Source organism: Alteromonas sp. D210916BOD_24, assembly GCF_047159385.1.
GTDB lineage: Bacteria > Pseudomonadota > Gammaproteobacteria > Enterobacterales > Alteromonadaceae > Alteromonas.
This window is the reverse complement of the sequence record NZ_AP038333.1, coordinates 3756944-3780820: the sequence shown is the minus strand read 5'-3', so window position 1 is coordinate 3780820 and position 23877 is coordinate 3756944. Positions and strand designations below refer to the sequence as shown.

Below are 23877 nucleotides of genomic sequence, written 5' to 3'. Positions count from 1 at the left end.
GAGCTCACCTGTCTGCAAGTACTTACTCACTTGGTTAGCCCAGTTTATTAAAGACGAATGGCGAAGCCAGTTATAATGATGAGGATGCACATGACTGATATAACGCCGACATTAGCCGATTACCCCTATCACGTTACTATTGCCAGTCGATGGCAAGATAACGATGCCTATGGACATATAAACAACGTGGTGTATTACGGCTTTTTTGATACCGCGGTCAATCGCTTTCTTATAGAAGAAGGTGGGTTAGATATTCACCATGGTCAGTCGGTCGCTTATGTGGTGAGTAGCCAGTGTCAGTACATTGCTCCAGCAGCCTATCCAGAAGACATATTCGTCGGGTTGCGGGTGATTAAAATAGGTCGAAGCTCAGTGACGTACGGATTATCGGTTTACGCAGGGGAAAACAAGCGCCGGGTGGCGCACGGGCAATTTGTGCATGTGTTTGTCGATAGAAAAACGGACAAAGCCATTCCCATTCCGGCCTCGATCAAAGCCGCACTAGAATCGATCTGTGAAGCGTTATGACGCTGAAAAATATTGTTTTTTTAGATGCTGATACCCTTGATTTACCCACCCTGGATACCCGTGAGCTAAAGGCACTTAACGCCAATATTCGCCTATATCCGCACACATCTGAACAGCAACTGGCAGAGCGCTTAAAAGATGCAGACGGGGTCTTGGTGAATAAGGTTATATTAAGTGCCAAGGTGTTATCGACAGTACCTCGCTTACAGTATATTGGTGTCACTGCTACGGGGATGAACAACATCGACCTTGCTTATTGTCGTGATAGCGGTATTACGGTCAAAAATGTCGAAGCTTACGGTACAGACAGTGTGGCTCAACATACATTAATGCTGCTGCTAAATCTTGCTACCAATTTTGTGCAGTATCGTCGTGATGTGGCACAAGGTGCGTGGGCGTCATCTCCTCAATTTTGCTTGTTAAATCACCCTGTGATGGAACTGGCTGGGAAACACGCAGTGATTGTAGGGCACGGCGAGCTTGGCAAACGGGTTGAGGGGTTATTTAAAGCGCTAGGTATGCGAGTGACAATTGCTGCACGCCCCGGCAAGGCCGACGACCCTCGCCCATCGCTTACCTCTCTTTTACCGGATGCCGATGTGGTGAGTTTGCACTGCCCACTTACAGCAGATACCGACAAATTAATTAACGCAGATACCTTGGCGTTGATGAAACCGACCTGCTTTTTGTTAAATACTGCCCGCGGCGGCCTGATAGATGAACAGGCTTTATATGAGGCGTTAGCTAGCCAGCGTATTGCCGGCGCAGGCTTAGATGTGCTGAGTCAGGAGCCGCCTCCTTGTGATCACATCCTGCTGAAGCATACCTTACCTAACTTACTGATTACGCCTCACAATGCGTGGATCGGTAAACAGGCGAGACAAACACTTTTGAATAGGTCAGTCGCTCATTTAGCGGCGTTTCTTGACACAACTGCCTTATGAACAACGCGACGTTATTTACCTTATGCTGCTTAATTTGGGGTTCGACATGGATTGCCATTACTTACCAAATTGGCCACACCTCAGAAACCTTTGCCATTGCATTGCGCTATTTGCTCGCCTCGCTATGTTTGGGTGGGTATTGCGTGATAAGGCGTTTGCCACTTCACTTCCCCTTGCATATTCACGTAAAAATGGCAGCCGTAGGTTTATTTCTTTACAGCTTAAATTACACGCTGCTTTACCTCGCTCAGGCGCATATTATTAGTGCCTTACTGGCCCTGATGAGTTCATGCATTATTTATATCAATGTGGTGCTGCGACGCTGGTGGTTAAGCGAGCCAATCCGCAAAGAGGTGGTATTGGGAGCAACCTTTGGCTTAGTTGGCATCATATGTTTATTTGTGCCGGAATTTTCCAAGGTGTCTATGGATGCAGCCCTTGCCATGGGGCTTGCCATCGCCTTTGTGAGCTTTTTTTGTGCCTCTACGGGCAATGTGATTTCAGAGCGCGTTTTGTCACTGGGGACACCGGTTATTCAAATGAATTTCTACGCCATGAGTTACGCAATGATACTGCTATTTATCACTTCTTTATTGTTGCCTGGGGAACTGATTATCCCTACCAGTACAGAATTTTACCTCTCGCTATTATACCTGGCACTATTTGGGTCAGTGTTTGCTTTTGGAGCCTACATGAAGTTACTCAAGCAAATGGGCGCCGACAAAGCGGCCTATGTGGTATTGGTTTACCCAATGGTCGCGTTGGTTATTTCGACATTTTTTGAAGGCTACACCTGGTCGCTGTTGTCAGTCATAGGCGTGGTGATTGTTTTGATAGGCAACGCTATTGCCATGGGAAAAATCCCCAGGTTTATGCGTCGCCCATCGACCCCGGTTTAAGCATTTTTATCGCTATAATACCCGTTGAACAAATCCCTTAACATCCCTTACTTAAAGCAGTTATTTAAGTGCATTAATCTTTTTGTTCAACTCATAAGCAGGCTCAGTCACAATGGCTTCTAAGGTTTCTATTCTCGCCATCAGCTGTTCAATTTTTTCGTCCTTTTCCTTTAAACGTCGTTGCTGCTGATCGGTTTCACTTCTTATGAACGGGTTACTGCAACTTCCATTCATCCAGTCATTGAGTCGCCATTGAAATTTAGCGTCTAAATAGCTAGCTAACAGCGCGACAGAAGTTATGCCGCCAATCAATAGAAAAAGACTTAAAGTAGACATAATGTTTCCTCTCAATTTGTAAAGTGGGGTTATGGCGTGTGTTATCACGCTTGCCTATGTCTAGTCTGTGGTTAGAAAAATTAATTACACAAATTTTTAAAAAAATGTGTAATAAAACAATCAAAGTCGTGACTAAAGTTAGCGAATGCAGTTTTAATAGCTTGTAAAATAAAAACAATTTTAGGTTTAGGGATTACATTTTGGGGCAGGGGTTTGAAGAGGTTTTCTCACAATACGGTGCGCTATTAAGTCGTGTAGCCAACAGTTATGAAGCCAATTACGCGTTACAGCAAGAACTTCTACAAGAGATAGCGATAGCCGTGTGGCAAGGGTTGTCCCGTTTTAAAGGTGATAGCAGTGTGAAAACCTATATTTTACGAATAGCACACAACCGAGCTGTGACTCACGTGGCCAGTCAAGTAAAGCGTGTGGATACACATCAATATGATGAGGTGACGGAGCACAATGAGCAGATGTCGAGTGAAAGTCATTCTCCTGAATTGGTCTCGAGTCAACAGCAATCACTTTCGCGGTTACTTAAGGCCGTTCGTGCCTTACCTCTACAACCTCGGCAGGTACTTACGCTTTCGTTAGAAGGGTTAAGCTACGACGAAATTGCCGAAGTATGCGGATTAACGCGTAACCACGTGGGGGTGATTTTAAAGCGCGCTAAACAAACTATCATGCAGGAGACACCTCATGAATAAGCAAGAAAACGATTGCGGTCAGGCTGATCAACATCACAAGGATAACGAATTGCAACAAGGTAATGATCTAGCCATGCTATGGCAGACCCAGTCGGTTAGTCCTATCGATATAGATGCCGTGAAAAAGAGTTTTTACAGCGAACAAAAAAAGCAGCGTCTGTATATTGTTATCGATTTATTGCCCTTTATCCCCGCTGTTTATATGTTGATCACGTTTTGGGATAGACTGTCTTTTGCCGCTCAGGTCATTCAAGTTATTGTATTTATTTTTGCTCTTCCCTTCTTGGCCTACCAGTTATGGCTTCGCCGGGTTGCAGCGTTTAGCAAAAAAGAGTCACACACGCTCGACTATCTACAACAATTCACCAAGCAAATTCGCAACAATGTCAAAATAGCCCGCTTGAACAAGTACTCGGCACTGATTGTCATTCCATTTTTTATAGTGTTTTTACTTGAGCGCTATTTTTCTGGCGAAGTGGCACTTGAGAAACTGCTGCGAATGGGCGCAGTGATGAGCGCGATTAGTGTTGGAATGCTCATTTGGTTCGTTTGGGCACATAAGAGACAACAGCGCTTCGAACGCCAATTACAGACATTGATAGAAATGGAAGAAAACAGAGGTAGTTAACCCTACCTCGTTTGCTGACTATTCTGTGTCATCCTCTTCTTCGTCCTTGTCCCTGTTATCACCTAAAAAGAATTCGTAATAGAGATCTAAAGCAAATTCCGACTGGTCTTCTAGGGTTGTCTGAATGGCTTCTAAATATAAACTGGGTAACAACTGGTACTTGAGCGCCAGATCTGGGGGTAATTGTCGTCGCCGCAAGGTGCTATTGGCATCGTTGTTACTCAAACCCACATCCACATTGTATTCAACAGACAAGCGTTCGTTTATTTGCCCGGTAACAGACAGCATATTCTCATTAGTACTTAAACTAAAATCGTCAATGCCTAATGCGTCACCTACCTGGCCTGTCAGTGTTTTGGTATTAGATAAGCCAAATCCAAGTAACAAGCCGGCATAGTTGGGGTCTTGCGTACCTGAATTTGGCCCTGAACCTGTTAGCAAGTAGGACAATACCCCTTGTTGATCCATGGCGGGCTTGGAAAATAAGTTAATACTGGGGGAATCCGCAGGACCATCAATGCGAATACCGGCAATAACATCGTCATCCGTTTTAGCTGGGTCTCGGATGGCTTCAACTAATAAAAGTGGCTGATCGATTGGCCCGTTGAATTGCACTTCACCGGTTTGAATAATGAGCTGTTGCCCATAGGCACTGTAGCGGCCATTTAATATTTGCAGATCGCCATAGCCTACCAGTGCTGGCTGAGTATTTACCTGAATGCCCCCGTGCAGGCTAGCAGTCAGACCAAATGCATCCAGTTTCACATCTTGTGTCTTGGCCTTATCGATATACACCATAACCGAGGCGTGAATAATATCTAGCGGCTCTTCTCTGTCTGGTTCACCTCGCAAATGCACATCTTTTGACGGCGATACGGCACTTTCAGGGAGCGATTCTATTTCAATCCGTGCCCAGGGAATATTGATATCGCCAGTGACATCTACACGCTCTTTGGTCGCAGCAATATCTATATTGGGTGAAAGGCGCAATCTTACGTTGGGTTGTCTCACCTCAAATGCATTACCTCTAAGGGTAAAATTAGCACTTGGCGTAGACGACCAATTTAAGTTGCCACTCAGCGTACCTTCACCGCCCCCTAACACAAAACTACCTTCTAATTGGGCAGTTTGGTGATCGAGTGTCACCGTTTGATTCCAGTCAGCTAACGTGACAGGCGTATCTTGAATATCAATGGCGCCGTTTGTAATGGTTAGTTCACCGGATAAGGATGGCTCGTCAAGGTAGCCTTGCAAGGTAATATCGCCATTTAGCACTCCTGTTAGGGTGCGTATGGCCGGTGATAGTGGTTTAAAGGGGGCAACATCCAGATCGCGCATGATTAAACGCCCGTCTAGCGGTTTGCGCTCATCTAGTGGGCGGGTATTAAAGATTAATGTCGCATCACCAATATCTTCACTGATGATAAGGGATGTCGAGGACAGGGCACCTTGTTTAATTTTACCTTCAGTTTCAATGGAGTTAATGGTTAAGTTAAAAGGCCGTGAGTCACTTAATTGCCAGGTCGCTGAACTGAGCGAGGCGGTAAATGTGGCATCAATAGGATCGCTAGTGGAATAACTCCCTTTTGTGTTAATTGTTAACGTGGCTTCTGAGGGGGCTGAGATTATGTGGGGGACAATCTCGTGAGCCCACAGTCCAACAGGTAATGAAGAGGCTTTCACATCCCAACTGGCAAGTGCTTGTTGGTAATTAATATTTGAAACACACAGCTCTCCTTCTCTTCTTGATGTCCAGCAATGGGCGGTGATATTTGCCGTTATGGGGTCTGTACCTATATCCAGAGAAAAGGGGCTAGATAGCGTCCAGTGCATATTCGCCAATTTTAATTTGGTATCACTGATGGTGCCCTTCCAGTGACGTTTTTCCCATGCCCCATTGAGCTGTAGCGAGAGGGTGTTATCAGGAATGGCGAGGTTAATGGTGGCACTGTGATCATCGAAGGCGCCCTTCATTGTTATATCACCATTAATCGGGCCGTATTGCGCTGCTTGTAAGGACAATTTAGGCGACACAGAAATGTTATCTATACTTAACTGCCCTGTTGCAGTGGGATTCTGCCAAGGGCCGACAGCCTTAATATTTCCTGTTATGGCCCCAGATATTTCTGGGTACATGTTTTCGATCGCGGTAGCGTTAATATTTATATCGGCATTTAAATGTCGCTTATTGAGTACCTGGGCTACAGCGCGAATAGCGTTCTGTTCTTGCTTAATGTTTATATTGGTAACGAGCAGATCACTGGGGCCAGCATAAACGGCACTGCCGGTTACCTGAAAAGGTTTTTCCTGAAGTAAGCCGGAAAGATTGAGGTTGCGAAGACTCATATTTAAGCCTTTGCGTTGAGAATATTGCAATATGCTGTCTATTTCGCCATGCAGTTCAGTAGGAGCGTATTTACTGAATTGCTTAGCGGAAACACCGGTTAATGTGGTCTTTCCTTCCCATGCAATCACTTCATTGAGGTATAGGGTACCCGTATTAGTAAGTTGTCCCTCTAAAGCCTCTATATTGGCCTCATTCACATAGATATTGTGTTTTTTAAGTACCACGTCCAGTGAGACGGGAATATTGCCAATATCAGGAAGTGTCGCCGCACCAAAGCCTGTCAGATGATAATCGCCCATCACACCTGTAAGGGAAAGCGAGCCAGCTTTTAAAACGGCAGACGACATAGTCGGAATGGGTTGTTCTTTCCAGGTAGCGTTAAACTGAAGGGGTAGCGCAGTATTCAGTATGTCAGCTGAAAGGCTAGCATTGGCGTTGACGGCACCTTGGGCCTCAAGCGAAATTTCCAGTGCATCCAGCGCACCTTTGGCGCGAACGCTTATCTGTTGTTCCCGTTCTTCAACCTGTGTTCTCGCATTGAGGTTGAGTGAAAGTGGGTAGTTGTCTTTTAAGGTTACTTTTCCGCCCCCTTTTAGCTCACCGTCCTTTCGCGTCAAGGCGAATTGATCCACTTTGACCCCATGCCCTTTAAATTGGGAATCCAACAGTGAAATAGTGGCTAGGTGTTGCTTACTGCTGCCCTGAATAAAAGTGAAATCTTCAATCAGTAAGTTGCCTAGTGTAAGGGGAATGGGCGTAGTAATGTGAGGTAGATTGGGTACTTCATAGCTCAGTGAATAGGAAGTGGGCAGCGTTGTCGCGGTCTGTTGGCTGGTTTGCGCATTGGACACACTGTTCTGCGTGTCAGGCAATGCTATGGTCAACCCTTTAAGCGCCAGATCTTCCAATACTAACTTATCACTTCCGAAAAAGTCAGAGAGCTCTAGGGCCTCAATAGTTACAGTGGTAGTTAATAACTCAACACGGATTTGGCTAAGTGATAAATAGGTGACTTCAATCGGTAAAGGAAGTACCACTTGTGCTGAAGAAGGCGTAGGCTCGCTGTCAGGGCTTGTAGCAAGTTGCACAATAGAGGCATTATCTAAGGAAGCATCGTTAACACACACCCTAGGTTCAAAAAAACAGCGCCATGTCACGTCAATATAGAGGTGTTGAGCCGTCACTTCCCACTGAGGGTTTTGCCAATGTAATTGGGTTATATCCAGTGTATCTGCAAAACTGCCTTCAATTTTGTCAATAGATAACCCCGGCACGAAGGCGTTTGCCACAACTTTAATCGCGGGTCCACCTAGTGGACTGATCAGCACAGCATAAATAGCCACCAGTATAAATACCGGTGAAAGCAAAATGGCTGAAACCGTGCGTTTCCTCATAGCTCAGGCCCTAACATAAGATGAAATTGAAAGGTTCTATCATCGGGGGCAAAGCCTCTGGCTAGGTAAAACCTGACTGGTCCAATAGGCGATAACCAGTGTAAGCCTGGTCCAATACTGTAGGTTAAGGTAGTACTCAGTTCATTCGTCGCTGTTCCTGCGTCGATAAACGCTGCCACACGCCAGTTGTCGGCAAATCGATAAGCGTACTCTACGCTAGAAGTAACGAGGTATTTTCCGCCAATCGAGTCAATATCCAGTTCGCCTGTGTCTGGGGAGATGACTTCCGCGGTGGGCGATATTTCTCGAAACTCAAACCCTCTTACACTTTTATCGCCGCCAGCGTAAAAGCGCAGTGACGTAGGTACCTCATCAAAGCTATTGGTTTTGATTGCGCCAAGTTCTCCGCGAAGCGAGATACGATGTTTATCGCCAAAGGTGCGGATATACATGGCTTCCAGCACGGCCTTAGCAAAATCGATGTCAGAGCCAAATCCTTCCTTACCCACCTGGCCGAGAAGTTGAATATAGCTGCCGTTATTTATGTTCAACTCACCGTCTTTTTCACGGAATGTAATGGAATAACCGGGTAACACCATTGAAGTGGTATTGCTGCTCAAATAACCTTGGTCGTATGTTTCCCGCAAATAGGTAACTGAGCCATCGTGTTGCCACGGAGAGGTGTCGTTTTGCCAGTATCTATGTCCAGAGAGCGACAAGGTTTCACTTTGAAAAGACGTGTTGCTGTATTCGATAAACTGATAACCCGCTTCGATACTGGCGTAGTCGCGGGTAATATTTTTCATCGGAATACGGTAGTCAGCGGTTACTGATTGTTCTGGCGAAGAAATGAATATGTCAGATGACACTGAGTGCCCGCGGTTATTTACCCATGGACGTTCCCAGCCAAGACGAATTCGCGGACCCGTATCTGTGGCAGCACCTAATGAAGCGTTAAAGGCGTCTCTAGGGCGATGTAATAACGACACTTCAACAGGTACCTGTAAATTATCAGCTTCGCTTACTACAGGGCGCGCAATGACGCGGGTGAAGTAACCAGATTGATTCAAGCTGCGATTAAAGTCGGCTAAGACTGCCGATGAGTACGCATCGCCAGTTTTAAACGGCTTTAGACGCTCGATGAGGGCTTTTGACTTATCGTCTCCGATAATTTTCAATTCACCGAACTGATACTGAGGGCCACTTTGCGCAATCAACAATACATTCGCTTGTTTCACCTCTCGAACTAAATCGAGTCGAGTCGCCTGCCAATAGTAGTCGAAATAGCCATTGGACAGTGCGTAGTTAAACATAGAGGATTTAAAGGATTCGTATATGGTTTGGTCAAGCACGTCTCCTTCTTTGAGTTTAAGGGCATTGAAGCGCTCTCTAAAGGCCTTGTCTTCCCGACCAGCTCCGATAATTTCCCGGGTCACCTTATTAATCGTTAGAGGGGTATTTAACGTTACATATACTGTGACTTTGTCACCTTCTTCAATGCTGATCTTGGTTTCACTATTGTAATACCCATAGGGTTGTACAGCTTTTGCCACGGTCTCACCAACCTCGTCTTGCCAGTAGGGATCGGTAAGTAACGCTTTTTCGACATCCAGGCTTTTTAGGTGAAGTCGAATGTTGTTGAGTAATTTATCTTGCTCAACGCCTTGTATGTTGTAAGAGATTGGGCCCTGGGCATAAGCGTGGGAGCAAATCGCAGACGCAGTCAGGCACCCAAATGCCAGAGCAAGGGCAGCTTTCGAAAGATGCAAATTAAATTGGAAAAAAATAAGGCCTTGCACACTGGCAAGCCTGAGCCAAAATGAAGGCATGTAAAGGCAAAATCCTTAAGATTACGCTGGGCTAAACGACTACCTTGTTACGGTAAAGTCCATATTATGCATGTGGTTAATAATACCACATTTGCAATTTGTATCCTCAAAGTTCGATGAGAGATCAGATAATTGCACTATTTTTTGGCAGCGGCATGTTCATACTAAGAGCGCTTAAATAATGAAGTCTGACATTGTTTACTCCAATCGCCCATTGCGTTAAACCTTTGAGGCTAACGCGTTGTCTTAGTTCCACAAACTACTAATTTAATAGATTAGCCGTTAAAGATGCCAGTATTCACGATAAGATGAGTCGATGCTGGCGGCTTTTTAACCACACTTAAGGTATACTGCAGAGCACGCTTACGTTGCGCGTGTTAACGTCCCCATTCTATTCAAATTTGAGACTTTATGCCCCAGACATCTAATGGCGTATCTGAGGATACCGCAGTAGTACAGAAGCCCGTACTTGGCCTAGCAGAATTTGTTGCGTTAATGGCAACCATGACGTCGCTAGTGGCGTTGAGCATTGACGCTATGTTACCCGCACTCATTCAAATTGGTACGGCGTTAAACGTTGCACAGGCTCATGATACCCATTTAATCGTAACAGTATTTTTTGTTGGTATGGCGTTTGGACAAATGTTCTTTGGCCCATTTGCGGATAGCCGGGGTCGACGATTAACTATTTTAGTCGGTCTGTGTATTTTTGCTCTCGGTACTTTTGTGTGCATGTTGGCTACAAATTTGGAAACCATGTTGGTAGGGCGAATTATTCAAGCCTTTGGGGTGTCTGGGCCGCGCATTGCCTCTATGGCAATCATACGCGATCTGTATGTGGGTGATGCCATGGCGAAGGTCATGTCTTTTATTATGATGGTGTTTATACTCGTCCCCATGTTAGCGCCAATGATAGGGCAGACTGTAATGGAACTTTTTTCTTGGTTTCATATATTTACCCTGTTTCTGGTGGTCGCGACCTTAGCGGGGATCTGGTTCTTTTCACGGCAAGGAGAAACGCTGCCTCGTGTAAAGCGCAAGCGGTTTTCCTGGGCACAGTTTTTTAAGTCATCTCATTTTATTCTTACTCACCCTGAGGTGATGGGTTATACCTTTGCAATGGGGTGTATCTTTGGTGCCTTTTTAGCTTACTTAAGCGCATCACAAACCATATTTACTGTGTTTTACGACATGGGTGAATGGTTTCCCTATATCTTCGCGACCTTGGCCTTTTCTATCGGTTTGGCGTCGTATTTTAACGGTAAAATGGTGATGCGCTTCGGTATGCGCAAGCTTTGTCGCTTTGCCCTCAAAGGGGTTAATGCGTTTGCCGTGGTGTATTTGATCATACTGTATGCATACGATGGCTTACCTCCCCTTGTTCTTACCGTCTCGGTTATGTTTGTGGGCTTTTTCTTTGTGGGGATCTTATTTGGTAACCTCAATGCTATGGCCATGCAACCATTGGGCGAAATGGCCGGCTTGGGAGCGGCGATTATCGGTTCAATTTCGAGCCTTTTTTCAGTCCCAATCGCGCTGATCGTAGACAGCTTCTTAAACGGAAACTTAATGCCAATTGGGTTTGGGTTTTTGATATTTTTTGGGTTAGCCTACATTTCAGTGCGTTACGCAGAGCGCGTCCGCGAATGTGGTGAATAGTTTTGCAAATAAAAAAGCCCGACCAAAATGGTCGGGCAAGAGGGCTTAGTTAAAGCACCTAACGACAGAAACTGTCTTAACCTATAATGGCTTTCATGTCAGTCATGTAGCCACGTAAGGTTTTACCTACCGATTCTACGCCGTGGGCGCGGATCGCTTCGTTAACGTCAACAAGGCGTTTGTTTTCTACCTGATTAGAGGTAGTAGACAACCCTTTGCCGATAACCGATGTATCAATAGTAGGCATAAACTTTTCGCGCAAAATCGGAATTGCTGCGTTGGCAAATAAATAGTTTCCGTATTCTGCGGTATCTGAAATAACCACGTTCATTTCATACAATCGCTTGCGGGCGATAGTGTTTGAGATAAGTGGCGTTTCGTGTAGTGATTCATAGTACGCAGACTCGGGAAGAATACCGGCTTCAACCATGACGTCGAAAGCGACTTCTACACCACACTTGATCATGGCAACCAATAAGATGCCGTGGTCAAAGAATTCTTGTTCACTGATTTCACCTTCATAAGCAGGGGCATTTTCAAACGCGGTTTCACCGGTTTCTGCACGCCACTTAAGTAGATTTGCATCGCCATTTGCCCAGTCTTCCATCATGGTGCGAGAAAATTCACCGCTGATGATATCGTCCTGATGTTTTTCAAACAGTGGACGGAGTAAATCAGTTAATTGCTCAGAAAGCTCAAAAGCTTTCAGTTTTGCCGGGTTCGATAGACGGTCCATCATGTTGGTCACACCGCCAATCTTAAGTGCTTCTGTAATGGCTTCTAAGCCATATTGAATCAGTGCACCGGCATAACCTGCGTCAATCCCATCTTCAACCATTTTTTCAAATGCAAGTACGGCTGCCACTTGTTGCATTCCACATAAAATGGTCTGCTCACCCATCAGGTCAGATTTCACTTCAGCAACAAACGAAGACTCGAGTACTCCAGCGCGATCGCCGCCAGTTGCACTGGCAAGCGCTTTAGCAGTATCCCAGCCTTCCCCTTGTGGATCGTTCTCTGGGTGCACCGCAATCAGTGTGGGTACGCCAAAGCCACGTTTATATTCTTCGCGTACTTCAGAACCTGGGCTTTTCGGTGCGCACATGACAACGGTAATATCACTGCGAATTTGCTGGCCTTCTTCAACAATATTAAAACCGTGAGAATAACCCAGTGTTGCCCCTTCTTTCATCAGTGGCATGACTGCTTCAACCACGCTGGCGTGCTGCTTATCCGGTGTTAGGTTGTAAACGAGATCGGCATCAGGGATCAAATCCTGATAGGTACCCACAGTAAAGCCGTTACTGGTTGCGCGTTTGTAAGAGTCGCGTTGCTCATCAATGGCTGCCTGACGCAGCGCATAAGAAACATTTAACCCTGAATCGCGCATATTTAAGCCTTGGTTAAGACCTTGCGCACCACAGCCAACAATGACAATTTTCTTGCCTTTTAAAAATTGACAACCGTCAGCGAATTCTTCGCGTGCCATAAAACGGCATCGACCTAATTGGTCTAACTGCTGGCGAAGAGATAGGGTGTTGAAATAATTAGCCATAAAAATTTCCGAACAACATTCATTTTTGTCAATATCACACGCCGACCTTGGCGTAGATAGACCTCGTCTATGACGACTTGGTATTGAGACTAAAAGATTTCTTTTGTTTTGGAAAATGATATATTTGCAAGATAATGTTGCAAATAGTGAAATGTTTATGGATTTTCGCAGTCTTCAACTGTTCAATCATCTGGCTACCAGCCTACATTTTGGCGTGACCGCTGAAGCCATGTATGTATCGCCTTCTACGTTAAGTCGGGTTATTCAGCGCCTTGAAGATGAGTTGGGTTGCACCTTGTTTAAACGTGATAATCGCAAAGTAGCGCTCACCCATAGTGGCCACAAACTGCTGGCCTTTTCAAAACAAGCGTTAAAAGAATGGCAGCAATTAAAAGTGGATTTGAAAGAAGACAATGACGCACTGCAAGGAGAACTGAGCGTGTTTTGCTCGGTAACGGCTAGCCAAAGCCATTTACCCGCCATGTTAAGGCAATTCAGGCAGCAGCATCCCGGCGTCGATATTCGTCTTATTACCGGCGACCCCGCGCTTGCTATTGAAAAAGTAAAGGGCAAGCAGTGTGATGTGTCTATTGCCATTTATACCCCTGACATGCCCACCGACCTTCACTTTACCGCGCTGGACAATGTCCCATTAGTATTAATTGCGCCAAGAGAGTGGCGATTAACTCAGCTCAATCAAATTGATTGGACCAAACACCAGGTTATTATGCCTGAAACGGGCCCTACCCGACGTACCGCTTATCACTGGTTTGCCGAGCATGGCATTCGGCCCAATGTCTACGCTTATGTGGGGGGCAACGAAGCCATTGTTAGCATGGTGGCACTAGAGTGTGGTGTGGGGTTTGTGCCTAAAGTGGTACTTGATCACTCCAGTATGGCAAGTGCAGTTACGCAAATTCACGTGGACGACATTGAGCCGTATGCACTGGGGTTGTGCTGTTTGCAAGACAAGCAAAATGAACCCCTTATCAATGCGTTTATGCAGTTAAATAAATCGCTTTAGTAATTGGGAAAGGCGAGTTCATCGGCATTTATCGCGCAATCAATTAGCACTAAGTTGCTTAATTAAATTGTCCAATGCTCGGTAACCCAAAGCTTCAGCAATATGTGCTCTGCCTACGGTGTCTTTCCCTTGCAAGTCGGCAATGGTTCTGGCCACTTTCAAGGTGCGATGAAACACCCGCATGGATAAATTGAGCTGTTTGGCAGCGGCCTGTAAAAAACGCAGATCTTCAGGTTGTAATAAACACATGGTAGCCAGTTCTCCCGCACTTAATGCGCCGTTTGGCTTACCTTGTCGAGCGATTTGCGTGGCACGGGCCTTGACAACCGCTTGATGAGTGTCAAACAGAGAATCATTGGGCTTGTTAGCCGCTTCGGGTAAGTCATAGTCGGGTAGCCGTGGCACTTCAACTTGAATATCGATGCGATCTAACAAGGGGCCAGACAAGCGGTTTAAGTAGTTAAGCTGTTGCTGTGGCGTGAGGCGATTATCGTCAATGTCACCGGTAGGACTGGGGTTCATGGCGGCGACCAATTGAAAATTTGCCGGATAAGTGGCACTGCCCGACGCGCGCGATAGGTGCACATCACCAGTTTCAAGAGGCTCCCTCAATACATCTAAAGCCTTTCGACCAAACTCCGGCAGTTCATCTAAAAACAAGATACCATGATGGGCCAATGAGATCTCACCGGGTACGGGATGGGAGCCTCCGCCGGTGAGCGCCACTGCTGAACTTGTATGGTGAGGTGAGCGCATATGCCGGGTCAAAAATTGCTCTACGTCTAAGCGCTCGCCTTTAACCGAGTGAATGGCTGCAACTTCCAAGGCTTCTTCTTCATTAAGTGGTGGTAGAAGTGACAACATTCTGCTGGCTAGCAGGCTTTTACCTGTGCCCGGAGGCCCCACCATCAAAAGGTTGTGCGCACCACTGGCGGCAATGGTTAGGGCGCGTTTGGCTTGCGCCTGACCGATAATATCGTCCCATCCGGTAGTTTGTTTAGGTTGCTTTAAGGGAGTAAAAGACTGGCCCTTAGAAAGTTTCTTATGGCCGGACAAATGCTCGTAAACGGAGAGCAAATCAAACGCAGGGTAGCGGGTCGCGTGCGATACCAAAGCCGCTTCAATGTCGTTGTCACCAGGGTAAATTAGAGGCGTATCTTCATTGGCAGCCGCCATGACGACAGGGATCAGGCCACTTACCGGTTTAATTTCCCCGTTTAGTGCTAACTCACCCACAAAGGCAATATTGAGCAAACTTGTATCAGTGATATAGCCGGATGCCGCTAAAATACCCACCGCTATTGGAAGGTCAAAGCGCCCGCCATATTTGGGGATATCCGCCGGCGCTAGATTTACGGTTATGCGTTTAGCCGGAAAGTCGAAGCCACTGTTAATAAGTGCACTTCGTACACGTTCTCTGGCTTCCTTTACGCTGGTTTCAGCCATACCGACCAGCTGAAATGCAGGCAATCCATTGGCAAGGTGAATCTCTACACTGACTTCTGGAGCAGTAACACCTTGCCCCGCAAAGGTTTTTACAACCGCCATGCCCATTGCTAAGTATATCCTTAAGTGAAGTTAGACTGCGTGTAATGCTGTTTAATTTGGAAGGGTAACTGTAAGAGCAAACGCGGCGAAGCGAAACTGTACGATAGACATGATTATCGGCTAACAGGTGCTTTGTAAGCGCCTGCTAGCACGTGTTAGGTTAAAAGTATGAACCGAACAAAAATATGTGGAGGAGCTGTTTTAATGATGGTCGTTATAAAAAACGGGGAGTTGCCAATGCCAGCGCATGGCCCCCAACCGAAATAGTACGGTGGTGACCAAAGCTGCAATGCCACACCATTGAACCGCTAGGTTGAACTCCATGCCAATACCGTATGCCACGCCGCCGGCAATACAGGTCATGGCGTAAAGTTCGCCATTTAGCACCAGCGGCACTTCGCGACAAATTACATCGCGTAGCAAGCCGCCAAACACGCCAGTAATGGTGCCCATAGCCACTGCTACCGCCATACCCGTGTCATTGGCAAGCGCCTTTTCAATACCCACCACATTAAATAGCGCTAAGCCGAAGGCGTCGGCAACTAACAGGTAGTGGAAGGGAAAACGCGGGCTTACTCGCAACCAGATGATCGGAATGAACGCGGCGATAAGGGTAGTGTACAAATAGTCGGTATCAGCAATCCAAAACACAGGGACGTCAAGCATGACATCGCGAAGGGTGCCGCCTCCAATGGCTGTGGCACTGGCCAGCACGACAACGCCAAATCCGTCCATGCGCTTTTGATACGCCATAAGGGTGCCCGAAATTGCGCATACTGCAACCCCGGCCAGATTTAGCCAGTGAAACCAATCAAACATATTTGTTACCTTTGCTTGTGTTGTCGAAAAAAGCCTTCGAGCATTGTATCGTTGTGCATTAAAAACCCATGGTATTACGGCAAAATACTTGATCACGCCTTGTGTTTCATGCTATTTCTTTGGCCAATATCAACGCGGAGTAATCACTTTGCATTGAGTTAAGAGGTTAAGCCATAGCCTCTTACGAACAACATTTCATTTTTGCAGTGCCAATGGATTTGCGCATTGTGAGTCAAATATACCATTAAAAACAATGTGCTATCACTAGAGTCTTTGTTTTTAGGTCCTTCGTGCTAGGCGGCTGAAGATGTTTAGGCACATCGACAGCTTAAAATCTGGGGTAAGCAGTTTACGCACAGACTTTTTACGCTAAGTGGCGATGCCACTGTAAATTAACCGTAAAAAAATCTGTCCGTTTTGGTTTCGCTATTCCCAGTGTATTGGGCGCTTGCGCTCTGTCATGTATCATTCATCTCGGTATTAATTTTCTGTGTTGAACTAAAAACAGCACAGTGTGGGCAAGCCGCCCATTTTTGGAAGGACAACTCATGGCTAAGCAACCTGCTGATCACATTTGGTTTAACGGCGAAATCAAACCTTGGAAAGAAGCGACAGTTCACGTTATGACGCACGCTATTCACTATGGCTCGTCAGTGTTTGAAGGTATTCGCGCATACAATACGCCCGACAAAGGGACGTGTGTATTTCGTTTGAATGATCACAACCGTCGCCTTTTCGACTCTGCGAAAATTTATCGCATGACAATTCCTTATACCCTTGAAGAAATTAATCAGGCAACCATCGATATCATCGCAAAGAACAATCTTAAATCAGCGTATATTCGCCCTATCGCGTTTTACGGTGACATTGGTATGGGCCTTCAAGTGCCATTTGGGACAGAAACTGAAGTGACTATTGCGGCATTCGAATGGGGGGCGTATTTGGGTGAAGAAGCGCTGAAAAATGGCGTGGATGCCGGTATTTCCTCTTGGAATCGCTTAGCCGCTAACACTATGCCAACGGGTGCGAAAGCAGGGGGCAACTATCTGTCTTCACAACTTATTTCAATGGAAGCTCGCCGTCACGGTTACGGTGAAGGCATTGCCCTTGATCGCAATGGTTACATCAGTGAAGGCGCCGGTGAAAATATTTTTGTTATTCGCGATGGCGTGGTCAGCACCACGCCGAAAACTGCGGCTATTTTGCCAGGCATCACCCGTGATACCTGTATCACTTTGCTAAAAGACATGGGCTATGAAATTCGCGAAGAGAACATTCCTCGTGAAGCCATGTACCTTGCCGATGAGATCTTTATGTGTGGAACCGCTGCCGAAGTCACACCGGTACGCAGTGTTGATGGCATTCAAGTAGGTGCAGGCGGCCGCGGTCCAATTACCAAGCAGGTACAAGATATGTTCTTTGGTTTATTCAACGGCACTACCGAAGACAAATGGAACTGGTTAACACCAGTTTACAAGTAATTTTTTAGGTTTCACCAAGGTCGCAAGACCGCATATAAACGGGAAGGATTTATGCCCAAGTTACGTTCTGCAACTACCACGCAAGGTAGAAATATGGCGGGGGCTCGCGCGTTATGGCGAGCAACCGGAATGAAGGATTCCGATTTCGGAAAGCCTATTATCGCTATTGCCAATTCATTCACGCAGTTTGTACCTGGGCATGTTCACCTTAAAGACCTCGGTCAACTGGTCGCGCGTAGTGTGGAAGCGGCTGGCGGTGTGGCGAAAGAGTTCAATACCATTGCGGTTGACGACGGTATCGCCATGGGGCACAGCGGAATGCTGTATAGCCTACCCTCCCGTGAAATTATTGCTGACGCGGTTGAATACATGGTAAATGCCCATTGCGCCGATGCCATTGTGTGTATTTCTAACTGCGACAAAATTACGCCGGGGATGTTAATGGCTTCAATGCGCCTTAACGTACCGGTTATCTTTGTTTCGGGTGGTCCGATGGAAGCGGGTAAAACCAAGCTATCCGATCAACTGATTAAACTGGATCTGGTTGACGCGATGGTGGCGGCAGCCGATGACAAAGTAAGCGACGCCGACACGAACGAAATTGAACGTTCAGCATGTCCAACGTGTGGGTCGTGCTCGGGAATGTTTACCGCCAATTCGATGAATTGCTTAACCGAAGCACTGGGGCTGTCGCTACCGGGTAACGGTTCCATGCTTGCCACCCATGCCGACCGTGAAGGCTTGTTCAAGCAAGCGGGTAAGCAAATTGTCGAATTGTGTAAACGCTATTACGGCGATGATGACGACAGCGTATTACCACGCAATATTGCCAATTTTAAAGCCTTTGAAAATGCCATGAGCCTGGACATAGCGATGGGGGGCTCCACCAATACCATTTTGCACTTGTTAGCGGCAGCAATGGAAGGTGAAGTGCCTTTTACAATGGCGGATATCGACAGGTTATCCCGTAAAGTACCGCACTTATGTAAGGTTGCCCCCTCTACCCCTAAATATCATATGGAAGATGTCCACCGTGCCGGTGGTGTCTTGGGCATACTCAATGAGCTTAATAAGGCGGGGTTATTAAATACAGATGTGAATCACGTATTGGGTAAACCGTTGACGGACGTTATTAGCGATTGGGATATCACCAACCCCGACAACAAAGACGCAATTACTTTTTATCGCGCAGGCCCTGCAGGTATTCGTACGACGCAGGCATTCAGCCAAGATTGCCGCTGGGATACCGCCGATGACGATCGTGAAACGGGATGTATCCGCTCAATTGAACATGCCTACAGTCAGGAAGGTGGTCTGGCAGTACTGTATGGCAATCTGGCCGAAGACGGCTGTATTGTAAAAACCGCTGGGGTTGACGAGTCGATTTTAACCTTTAACGGCACTGCCCGTATTTACGAAAGCCAGGACGATGCGGTTGCAGGCATTTTAGGCGGTGAAGTGAAAGCAGGTGATGTGGTGTTCATTCGCTACGAAGGGCCTCGTGGTGGACCGGGAATGCAGGAAATGCTTTACCCTACCTCTTATTTGAAATCAAAAGGATTGGGCAAGTCATGTGCTTTGGTTACCGATGGTCGCTTTAGTGGCGGTACCAGCGGTTTGTCGATTGGCCACTGCTCACCAGAAGCGGCCAGCGGCGGAGGCATTGGTTTGGTCGAAGATGGCGATAAAATTGAAATCGACATTCCTAATCGCAGTATCAACATTGCCATCAGTGATGAAGAATTTGCTGCGCGCCGTGTGAAGATGGAAGCCAGCGATTCACCGTGGCGTCCGAAAGATCGCGTACGTGAAGTATCAACATCGCTTAAAACCTTTGCTGCCCTTGCAACCAGCGCGGACAAAGGGGCAGTACGAGATGTTAGCAAGCTGGAAAATTTATGATGGCAAGTGCGCACATTAGCGACCACGAATACCTTAAAAAAATTCTCCTTGCCCCTGTGTACGATGTGGCGGTAGCTAGTGAGCTGTCGTACATGTCGTTATTATCAGCAGAACTTGATAACGAGATTTTTTTAAAGCGGGAAGATCAGCAACCGGTTAAAAGCTTTAAGTTGCGTGGCGCCTATAACCGTATTTGTTCTCTTAGCGATGAACAGCTTAAAGCGGGGGTGATTGGTGCCTCTGCAGGTAATCACGCTCAGGGTTTGGCGTACAGTGCAAAGATGAAAGGCATTCAGGCGACCATTGTCATGCCTGAAACTACCCCAGACATCAAGGTCGATGCGGTACGTCGCTTTGGTGGGGAAAATGTCACTGTGGTGCTTCACGGTACCAGTTTTGATCAAGCCAGCAACCATGCAAAAGCGTTGTGTGAAAAACACGGTTACACATTTGTGCCCCCGTTTGATGATCCAGATGTGATTGCCGGGCAAGGCACAGTCGCCCGCGAGTTACTTGAGCAAAACCCCCACCTCGATATTTTATTTATTGCCGTGGGCGGCGGCGGTTTGGCTGCAGGGATTGCAGTATATCTAAAACAGCTTAAGCCAAGCATAAAGATTGTGGCCGTTGAGTCACAAGAGTCGGCCTGTTTTATCAAAGCGAAAGAAGCGGGCAAGCCCACTGAACTGGACAGTGTGGGCATTTTTGCCGATGGTGTAGCGGTTAAAATAATGGGACAGGAAACTTTCAGGTTATGTGACCGCTTGGTGGACGAGACTATTACCGTTACTAATGATGAGATTTGCGGCGCGATCAAAGATATTTTTGATGACACTCGCGTGATAGCTGAGCCTGCTGGCGCGTTGTCCATCGCTGCTATTCGCAAATACGCTAAGCAATACAACCTTCATGGTAAAAAACTGGGGGGAATTTTGTGTGGCGCTAATATTAACTTCCATACCCTTCGGTACGTGTCAGAACGCTGTGAATTGGGCGAACAGAAAGAGGCTGTGTTTGCAGTAAAAATTCCCGAGACCAAAGGGGCGTTTAAGCAATTCTGCGAATGTGTGGGTGCGAAAGCGATCACCGAATTTAACTATCGTTACGCCAGCGACAGTGAAGCGCATATTTTTGTCGGCGTAAAGTTAAAAGGCGGCCAGCAAGAATTCAGTGAACTTCAGAATGATCTCGACAGTAAAGGCTATCAATGCGTTAACTTAAGCGACAACGAACTCGCTAAATTGCATGTACGGCACATGGTGGGTGGCCGACCTCCTACACTATTAAACGAGCAGGTGTTTAGCTTTGAGTTTCCAGAACGCCCTGGGGCGCTGCTTAACTTCTTAAATACGTTAGGTGAGCAGTGGAATATTACGCTGTTTCATTATCGTAACCACGGTGCGGCAGAAGGCTTGGTATTGGCAGGTTTTGACATTGCGCCCGAAAGTCGTGCAGCGTTTAATGAACACGTCGCTGAACTGGGCTATAAGGCAGAAGAAGTGACAGATAACCCTGCATATCGGTTCTTTTTGTCTCAACCAGCATAATCTAAAACGGAATGTTCGTTACATGCCATGTCATTCATCGTTAATGATATTAAACAGGTTTCGCTTTGCATCGCTTCACATTAAGCGCAAGCTTACTGTGGGGCGATATAAAGCACTCTCTATGGAATAAATGTTAGTATCTGTTTGCGGTGAAAAAAGCCAAACCCTTCGATAGGTGGGTTTGGCTTTTTTTATGAGGGATGGCGATTATTCACCATCCGTTGCTATTGGCAATCAATCACCCGTTGAGTGCAAGGCAACATTTTCCAAATGTTGCATCATCTCTGGCCAAATCAACGCCATCACGTCTGAGCGAAGACCTTCACACTCTTCAGAATATTTAAGGCTACCGTCTTTCTCTGAGTCCAACCAGTGGTTATCTTTTAATGCGCCAATAAAGCTGGACAGCACATTTTTGTCATAAAATTCTGGAGAACTTAAGCCATATAAAACAGATAATCGCTCGGCAACTTGTTTGCTTTCTCTTTCTAGAGCGGTGCGACTGATCACTTTTTCTTTATCGAGAATAGTTAATACCACGGCGTAACGTTGCAAGGTTTCCTGCATACAGCGACTGAGTAGCCACGCAGAATGGAACTGTTTGCAATGGGCATCAGGTGGCACTAACTCATCATCTTGTTGGCGTAGTAGGCCATTGTCGAGTAAGGCGTTGATAAGGGCATCAGTGTGCGCAAGCGCTTCATCCTGCGTTAAGTGCAAAAACAACTCTTTTTGCAAAAGCGGATAAAGTGCAGCAATCAGATGAAGTACTTTGTGTCTGTGGATCCCTTTATTAGCGAATACCGAGGCCATGATAAGGCCGGGTAGCGCAAACAAATGCAGAATATTGTTGCGATAATACGTTAAATACACCGCAGAGTGAGGTTGTGGACTAATTAGCCTGCCATAGTCGTCTTCTTTGATATCGAACTTGTCCAACTTCAGTGTATCGTGTAACAGCTCCTTTGCAGAAGAATCAGGTATGGTCGCATCTTCGCTAAACGGCACGGCTTTGAATAAATCAACAAAGTCACTTATGGCTTGCGTTAATTCAGACTCACTCATGGTTTGTGTTTTTGACGACAACAAACACAATGAAGTCAGTGCCATACCGTTCAATGCTGCTGCGCTGTTAATTCTGGTCATTACATGGGTGGCCAGTTCATTTACCGCAGGCGTAAGCCAGGCCGGCTTCTTCTCGGGTTCTGCGTCGCGACATTCACGCCAGTTTGGCACGTGGTTTTCCAGAAATTGGCTAAGTTGAATAGGCTCGCCAAAGTTCACATAACCGTGTCCATAATTCTTGAGTTTTCTTATGGCTGAAAACACCTGAAGGTTTGATTCTTTTTCCTTTTTCGAGCCTTTAAGCTCGTTGAGGTAGCTCTTCACTTCCATCACATTCTCGTAGCCAATGTACACAGGTACAATACTGACAGGACGGTTCACGCCCTTCAGCATGGCTTGAATGGTCATGGCAAGCATGCCCGTTTTGGGTGGAATGAGTCGACCTGTTCTGCTGCGCCCACCTTCAGGGTAGTACTTAACGGAATACCCTTTGTTGAACAACAATTCAAGGTATTCACGAAAGACCGCGGTGTACAATTTATTGCCAGCAAAACTGCGACGTAAGAAAAAGGCACCGCCGCGGCGAAACATTTTCCCTACAGGCCAGAAATTAAGGTTGATACCTGCCGCGATGTGTGGGGTTACCATTCCTTCGTGATAAATCACATAGGTTAACAACAAGTAATCCATGTGGCTGCGGTGGCACGGCACATAGATGATTTCGTGACCGTTAGCGGCCAGCTCACGAATGCGATCGGCATGTCCCACGCTGATGCCGTTGTAAATTTTGTTCCAAATACGCGTCAGTAGTCTATCGCCAAATCGGATCAGGCCTTCGCGATAATCTGCAGCTATTTCGGTAACATAAGATTGTGCAATTTCTTTTGCTTCTTCGTGGGTTAACTTTTTGCTACGCGACTCTTCGGCAATTGCACGGCGCACCGCATCTGACCCCAACACACTGTTGTTGAGTTCTTCTCTTTCTAACAAGGTCGGGCCCGTCATACTTTGACGTTTTCGTTGGAAGTGAGTACGCGCTACACGGACGAGTTTATGGGCAATACTTTGGTCACTGCCGTGTTGATTAGACATGGCGCGAGCAGAGACGGCTTTGGAATAATTAATGAAGTTGTCACGGCCAAGAAACAGTACGATAAATAATTTTCTTAGCCAACTTGGCGCAGCTTTATCGGCAATTAGATCACTAAGGCCCGGGTTCCCTCTGCCCGGCGCCCTGCCCCAAGTCACATAGACAGGCACAACTTGAACGTCGAGCTCTTCGTGGTCTCGATGTAAGTGGAACAGATCAGTAAACACCGCATCAATGTCGGTATCTTTGGCATTCGAACGAAAAATAGGCTGGGTTTTTCTTAAAAATAACGTGGAGGAATACTCGCGTCCCGCTAAGGTTAATGTGTCGGTTGGACTAGGTAAACCTAATGCTTGAGTCGACATTCTCAAGGCCAGTTGATCCGTCACAGAGTTGGTAGGGAGTAGATAAACAATGGGTTTGTTCTTGTCTATTCCTAATTCGGTTTCAACATTAACTGGAATACTGTGCGCTTTAACCAGTAATTTAACAGGATAATGAAATACCGACAGCAGGGCTTTTCGCATCCACGACATGAATTATGTAATCCTATGAAATAAAAACGCGCGAAGTGT

Annotated in this window: 17 protein-coding genes; 10 read left to right on the top strand and 7 right to left on the bottom strand. The window is 46.4% G+C overall.

Features of this window, described 5'->3' with window-relative positions:
- Positions 1–90: 90 nt before the first annotated feature.
- From ACMCM8_RS16400 to ACMCM8_RS16390, 3 genes are read left to right on the top strand one after another with little or no spacing between them, the layout of a single operon-like run.
- Positions 91–528 (top strand): acyl-CoA thioesterase, encoded by a 438-nt coding sequence (locus ACMCM8_RS16400; RefSeq protein ID WP_412723656.1) that lies wholly within the window; start codon positions 91–93, stop codon positions 526–528.
- Positions 525–1472, top strand: coding sequence for a D-2-hydroxyacid dehydrogenase (locus tag ACMCM8_RS16395; protein ID WP_412723655.1), 948 nt, complete (start codon positions 525–527; stop codon positions 1470–1472). Before ACMCM8_RS16400 ends, ACMCM8_RS16395 begins: the two co-directional genes overlap by 4 nt.
- Positions 1469–2371, top strand: coding sequence for a DMT family transporter (locus tag ACMCM8_RS16390; protein ID WP_412723654.1), 903 nt, complete (start codon positions 1469–1471; stop codon positions 2369–2371). Before ACMCM8_RS16395 ends, ACMCM8_RS16390 begins: the two co-directional genes overlap by 4 nt.
- A 60-nt stretch (positions 2372–2431) precedes the next feature.
- Here ACMCM8_RS16390 and ACMCM8_RS16385 read toward each other — a convergent pair whose 3' ends face one another.
- Positions 2432–2707 carry a hypothetical protein gene (locus tag ACMCM8_RS16385; protein ID WP_412723653.1) on the bottom strand — a complete coding sequence of 92 codons (276 nt, stop codon included), beginning with the start codon at positions 2705–2707 and terminating at the stop codon, positions 2432–2434.
- A gap of 200 nt (positions 2708–2907) precedes the next feature.
- Between ACMCM8_RS16385 and ACMCM8_RS16380 the strand changes: the two genes are divergently transcribed.
- Together ACMCM8_RS16380 and ACMCM8_RS16375 are read left to right on the top strand one after the other, a co-directional pair.
- Positions 2908–3414 carry an RNA polymerase sigma factor gene (locus ACMCM8_RS16380; RefSeq protein WP_412723652.1) on the top strand — a complete coding sequence of 169 codons (507 nt, stop codon included), beginning with the start codon at positions 2908–2910 and terminating at the stop codon, positions 3412–3414.
- Positions 3407–4042, top strand: coding sequence for a hypothetical protein (locus ACMCM8_RS16375; RefSeq protein ID WP_412723651.1), 636 nt, complete (start codon positions 3407–3409; stop codon positions 4040–4042). The genes ACMCM8_RS16380 and ACMCM8_RS16375 overlap by 8 nt, the downstream gene beginning before the upstream one ends.
- Before the next feature lie 18 nt (positions 4043–4060).
- Here the strand turns inward: ACMCM8_RS16375 and ACMCM8_RS16370 are convergent, their stop codons facing one another.
- Together ACMCM8_RS16370 and ACMCM8_RS16365 are read right to left on the bottom strand one after the other, a co-directional pair.
- Complete coding sequence (locus tag ACMCM8_RS16370; RefSeq protein ID WP_412723650.1) at positions 4061–7783, bottom strand: translocation/assembly module TamB domain-containing protein; 3723 nt, start codon at positions 7781–7783, stop codon at positions 4061–4063.
- On the bottom strand, positions 7780–9612 hold the full coding sequence (locus tag ACMCM8_RS16365; RefSeq protein WP_412723649.1) for an autotransporter assembly complex protein TamA: 1833 nt from the start codon (positions 9610–9612) through the stop codon (positions 7780–7782). The genes ACMCM8_RS16370 and ACMCM8_RS16365 overlap by 4 nt, the downstream gene beginning before the upstream one ends.
- Positions 9613–10023: 411 nt before the next feature.
- Here ACMCM8_RS16365 and ACMCM8_RS16360 point away from each other — a divergent pair, with 411 nt between their 5' ends.
- A complete protein-coding gene (locus ACMCM8_RS16360; RefSeq protein WP_412723648.1) occupies positions 10024–11271 on the top strand; it encodes a multidrug effflux MFS transporter in 1248 nt (415 codons plus the stop codon).
- A gap of 76 nt (positions 11272–11347) precedes the next feature.
- Here ACMCM8_RS16360 and ilvC read toward each other — a convergent pair whose 3' ends face one another.
- Positions 11348–12826 (bottom strand): ketol-acid reductoisomerase, encoded by a 1479-nt coding sequence (ilvC, locus tag ACMCM8_RS16355; RefSeq protein ID WP_412723647.1) that lies wholly within the window; start codon positions 12824–12826, stop codon positions 11348–11350.
- A gap of 157 nt (positions 12827–12983) precedes the next feature.
- Here ilvC and ilvY point away from each other — a divergent pair, with 157 nt between their 5' ends.
- On the top strand, positions 12984–13850 hold the full coding sequence (ilvY, locus tag ACMCM8_RS16350; RefSeq protein WP_412723646.1) for an HTH-type transcriptional activator IlvY: 867 nt from the start codon (positions 12984–12986) through the stop codon (positions 13848–13850).
- A gap of 39 nt (positions 13851–13889) precedes the next feature.
- On the opposite strand, the gene ACMCM8_RS16345 is transcribed toward ilvY, so the two are convergent.
- Together ACMCM8_RS16345 and ACMCM8_RS16340 are read right to left on the bottom strand one after the other, a co-directional pair.
- Positions 13890–15404 (bottom strand): YifB family Mg chelatase-like AAA ATPase, encoded by a 1515-nt coding sequence (locus ACMCM8_RS16345; protein WP_412723645.1) that lies wholly within the window; start codon positions 15402–15404, stop codon positions 13890–13892.
- Positions 15405–15599: 195 nt separating this feature from the next.
- Complete coding sequence (locus ACMCM8_RS16340) at positions 15600–16217, bottom strand: trimeric intracellular cation channel family protein (RefSeq protein WP_412723644.1); 618 nt, start codon at positions 16215–16217, stop codon at positions 15600–15602.
- A gap of 548 nt (positions 16218–16765) precedes the next feature.
- Between ACMCM8_RS16340 and ACMCM8_RS16335 the strand changes: the two genes are divergently transcribed.
- From ACMCM8_RS16335 to ilvA, 3 genes are read left to right on the top strand one after another with little or no spacing between them, the layout of a single operon-like run.
- Positions 16766–17698: a branched-chain amino acid transaminase gene (locus tag ACMCM8_RS16335; protein ID WP_412723643.1), complete on the top strand. Its 933-nt coding sequence runs from the start codon at positions 16766–16768 to the stop codon at positions 17696–17698.
- 51 nt (positions 17699–17749) lie between these two features.
- Positions 17750–19600, top strand: coding sequence for a dihydroxy-acid dehydratase (gene ilvD, locus ACMCM8_RS16330; protein ID WP_412723642.1), 1851 nt, complete (start codon positions 17750–17752; stop codon positions 19598–19600).
- On the top strand, positions 19600–21147 hold the full coding sequence (gene ilvA, locus ACMCM8_RS16325) for a threonine ammonia-lyase, biosynthetic (protein WP_412727766.1): 1548 nt from the start codon (positions 19600–19602) through the stop codon (positions 21145–21147). Before ilvD ends, ilvA begins: the two co-directional genes overlap by 1 nt.
- Before the next feature lie 234 nt (positions 21148–21381).
- Here the strand turns inward: ilvA and plsB are convergent, their stop codons facing one another.
- Positions 21382–23838, bottom strand: a complete 2457-nt coding sequence (plsB, locus tag ACMCM8_RS16320; protein WP_412723641.1) for a glycerol-3-phosphate 1-O-acyltransferase PlsB — start codon at positions 23836–23838, stop codon at positions 21382–21384.
- Positions 23839–23877 lie beyond the last annotated feature (39 nt).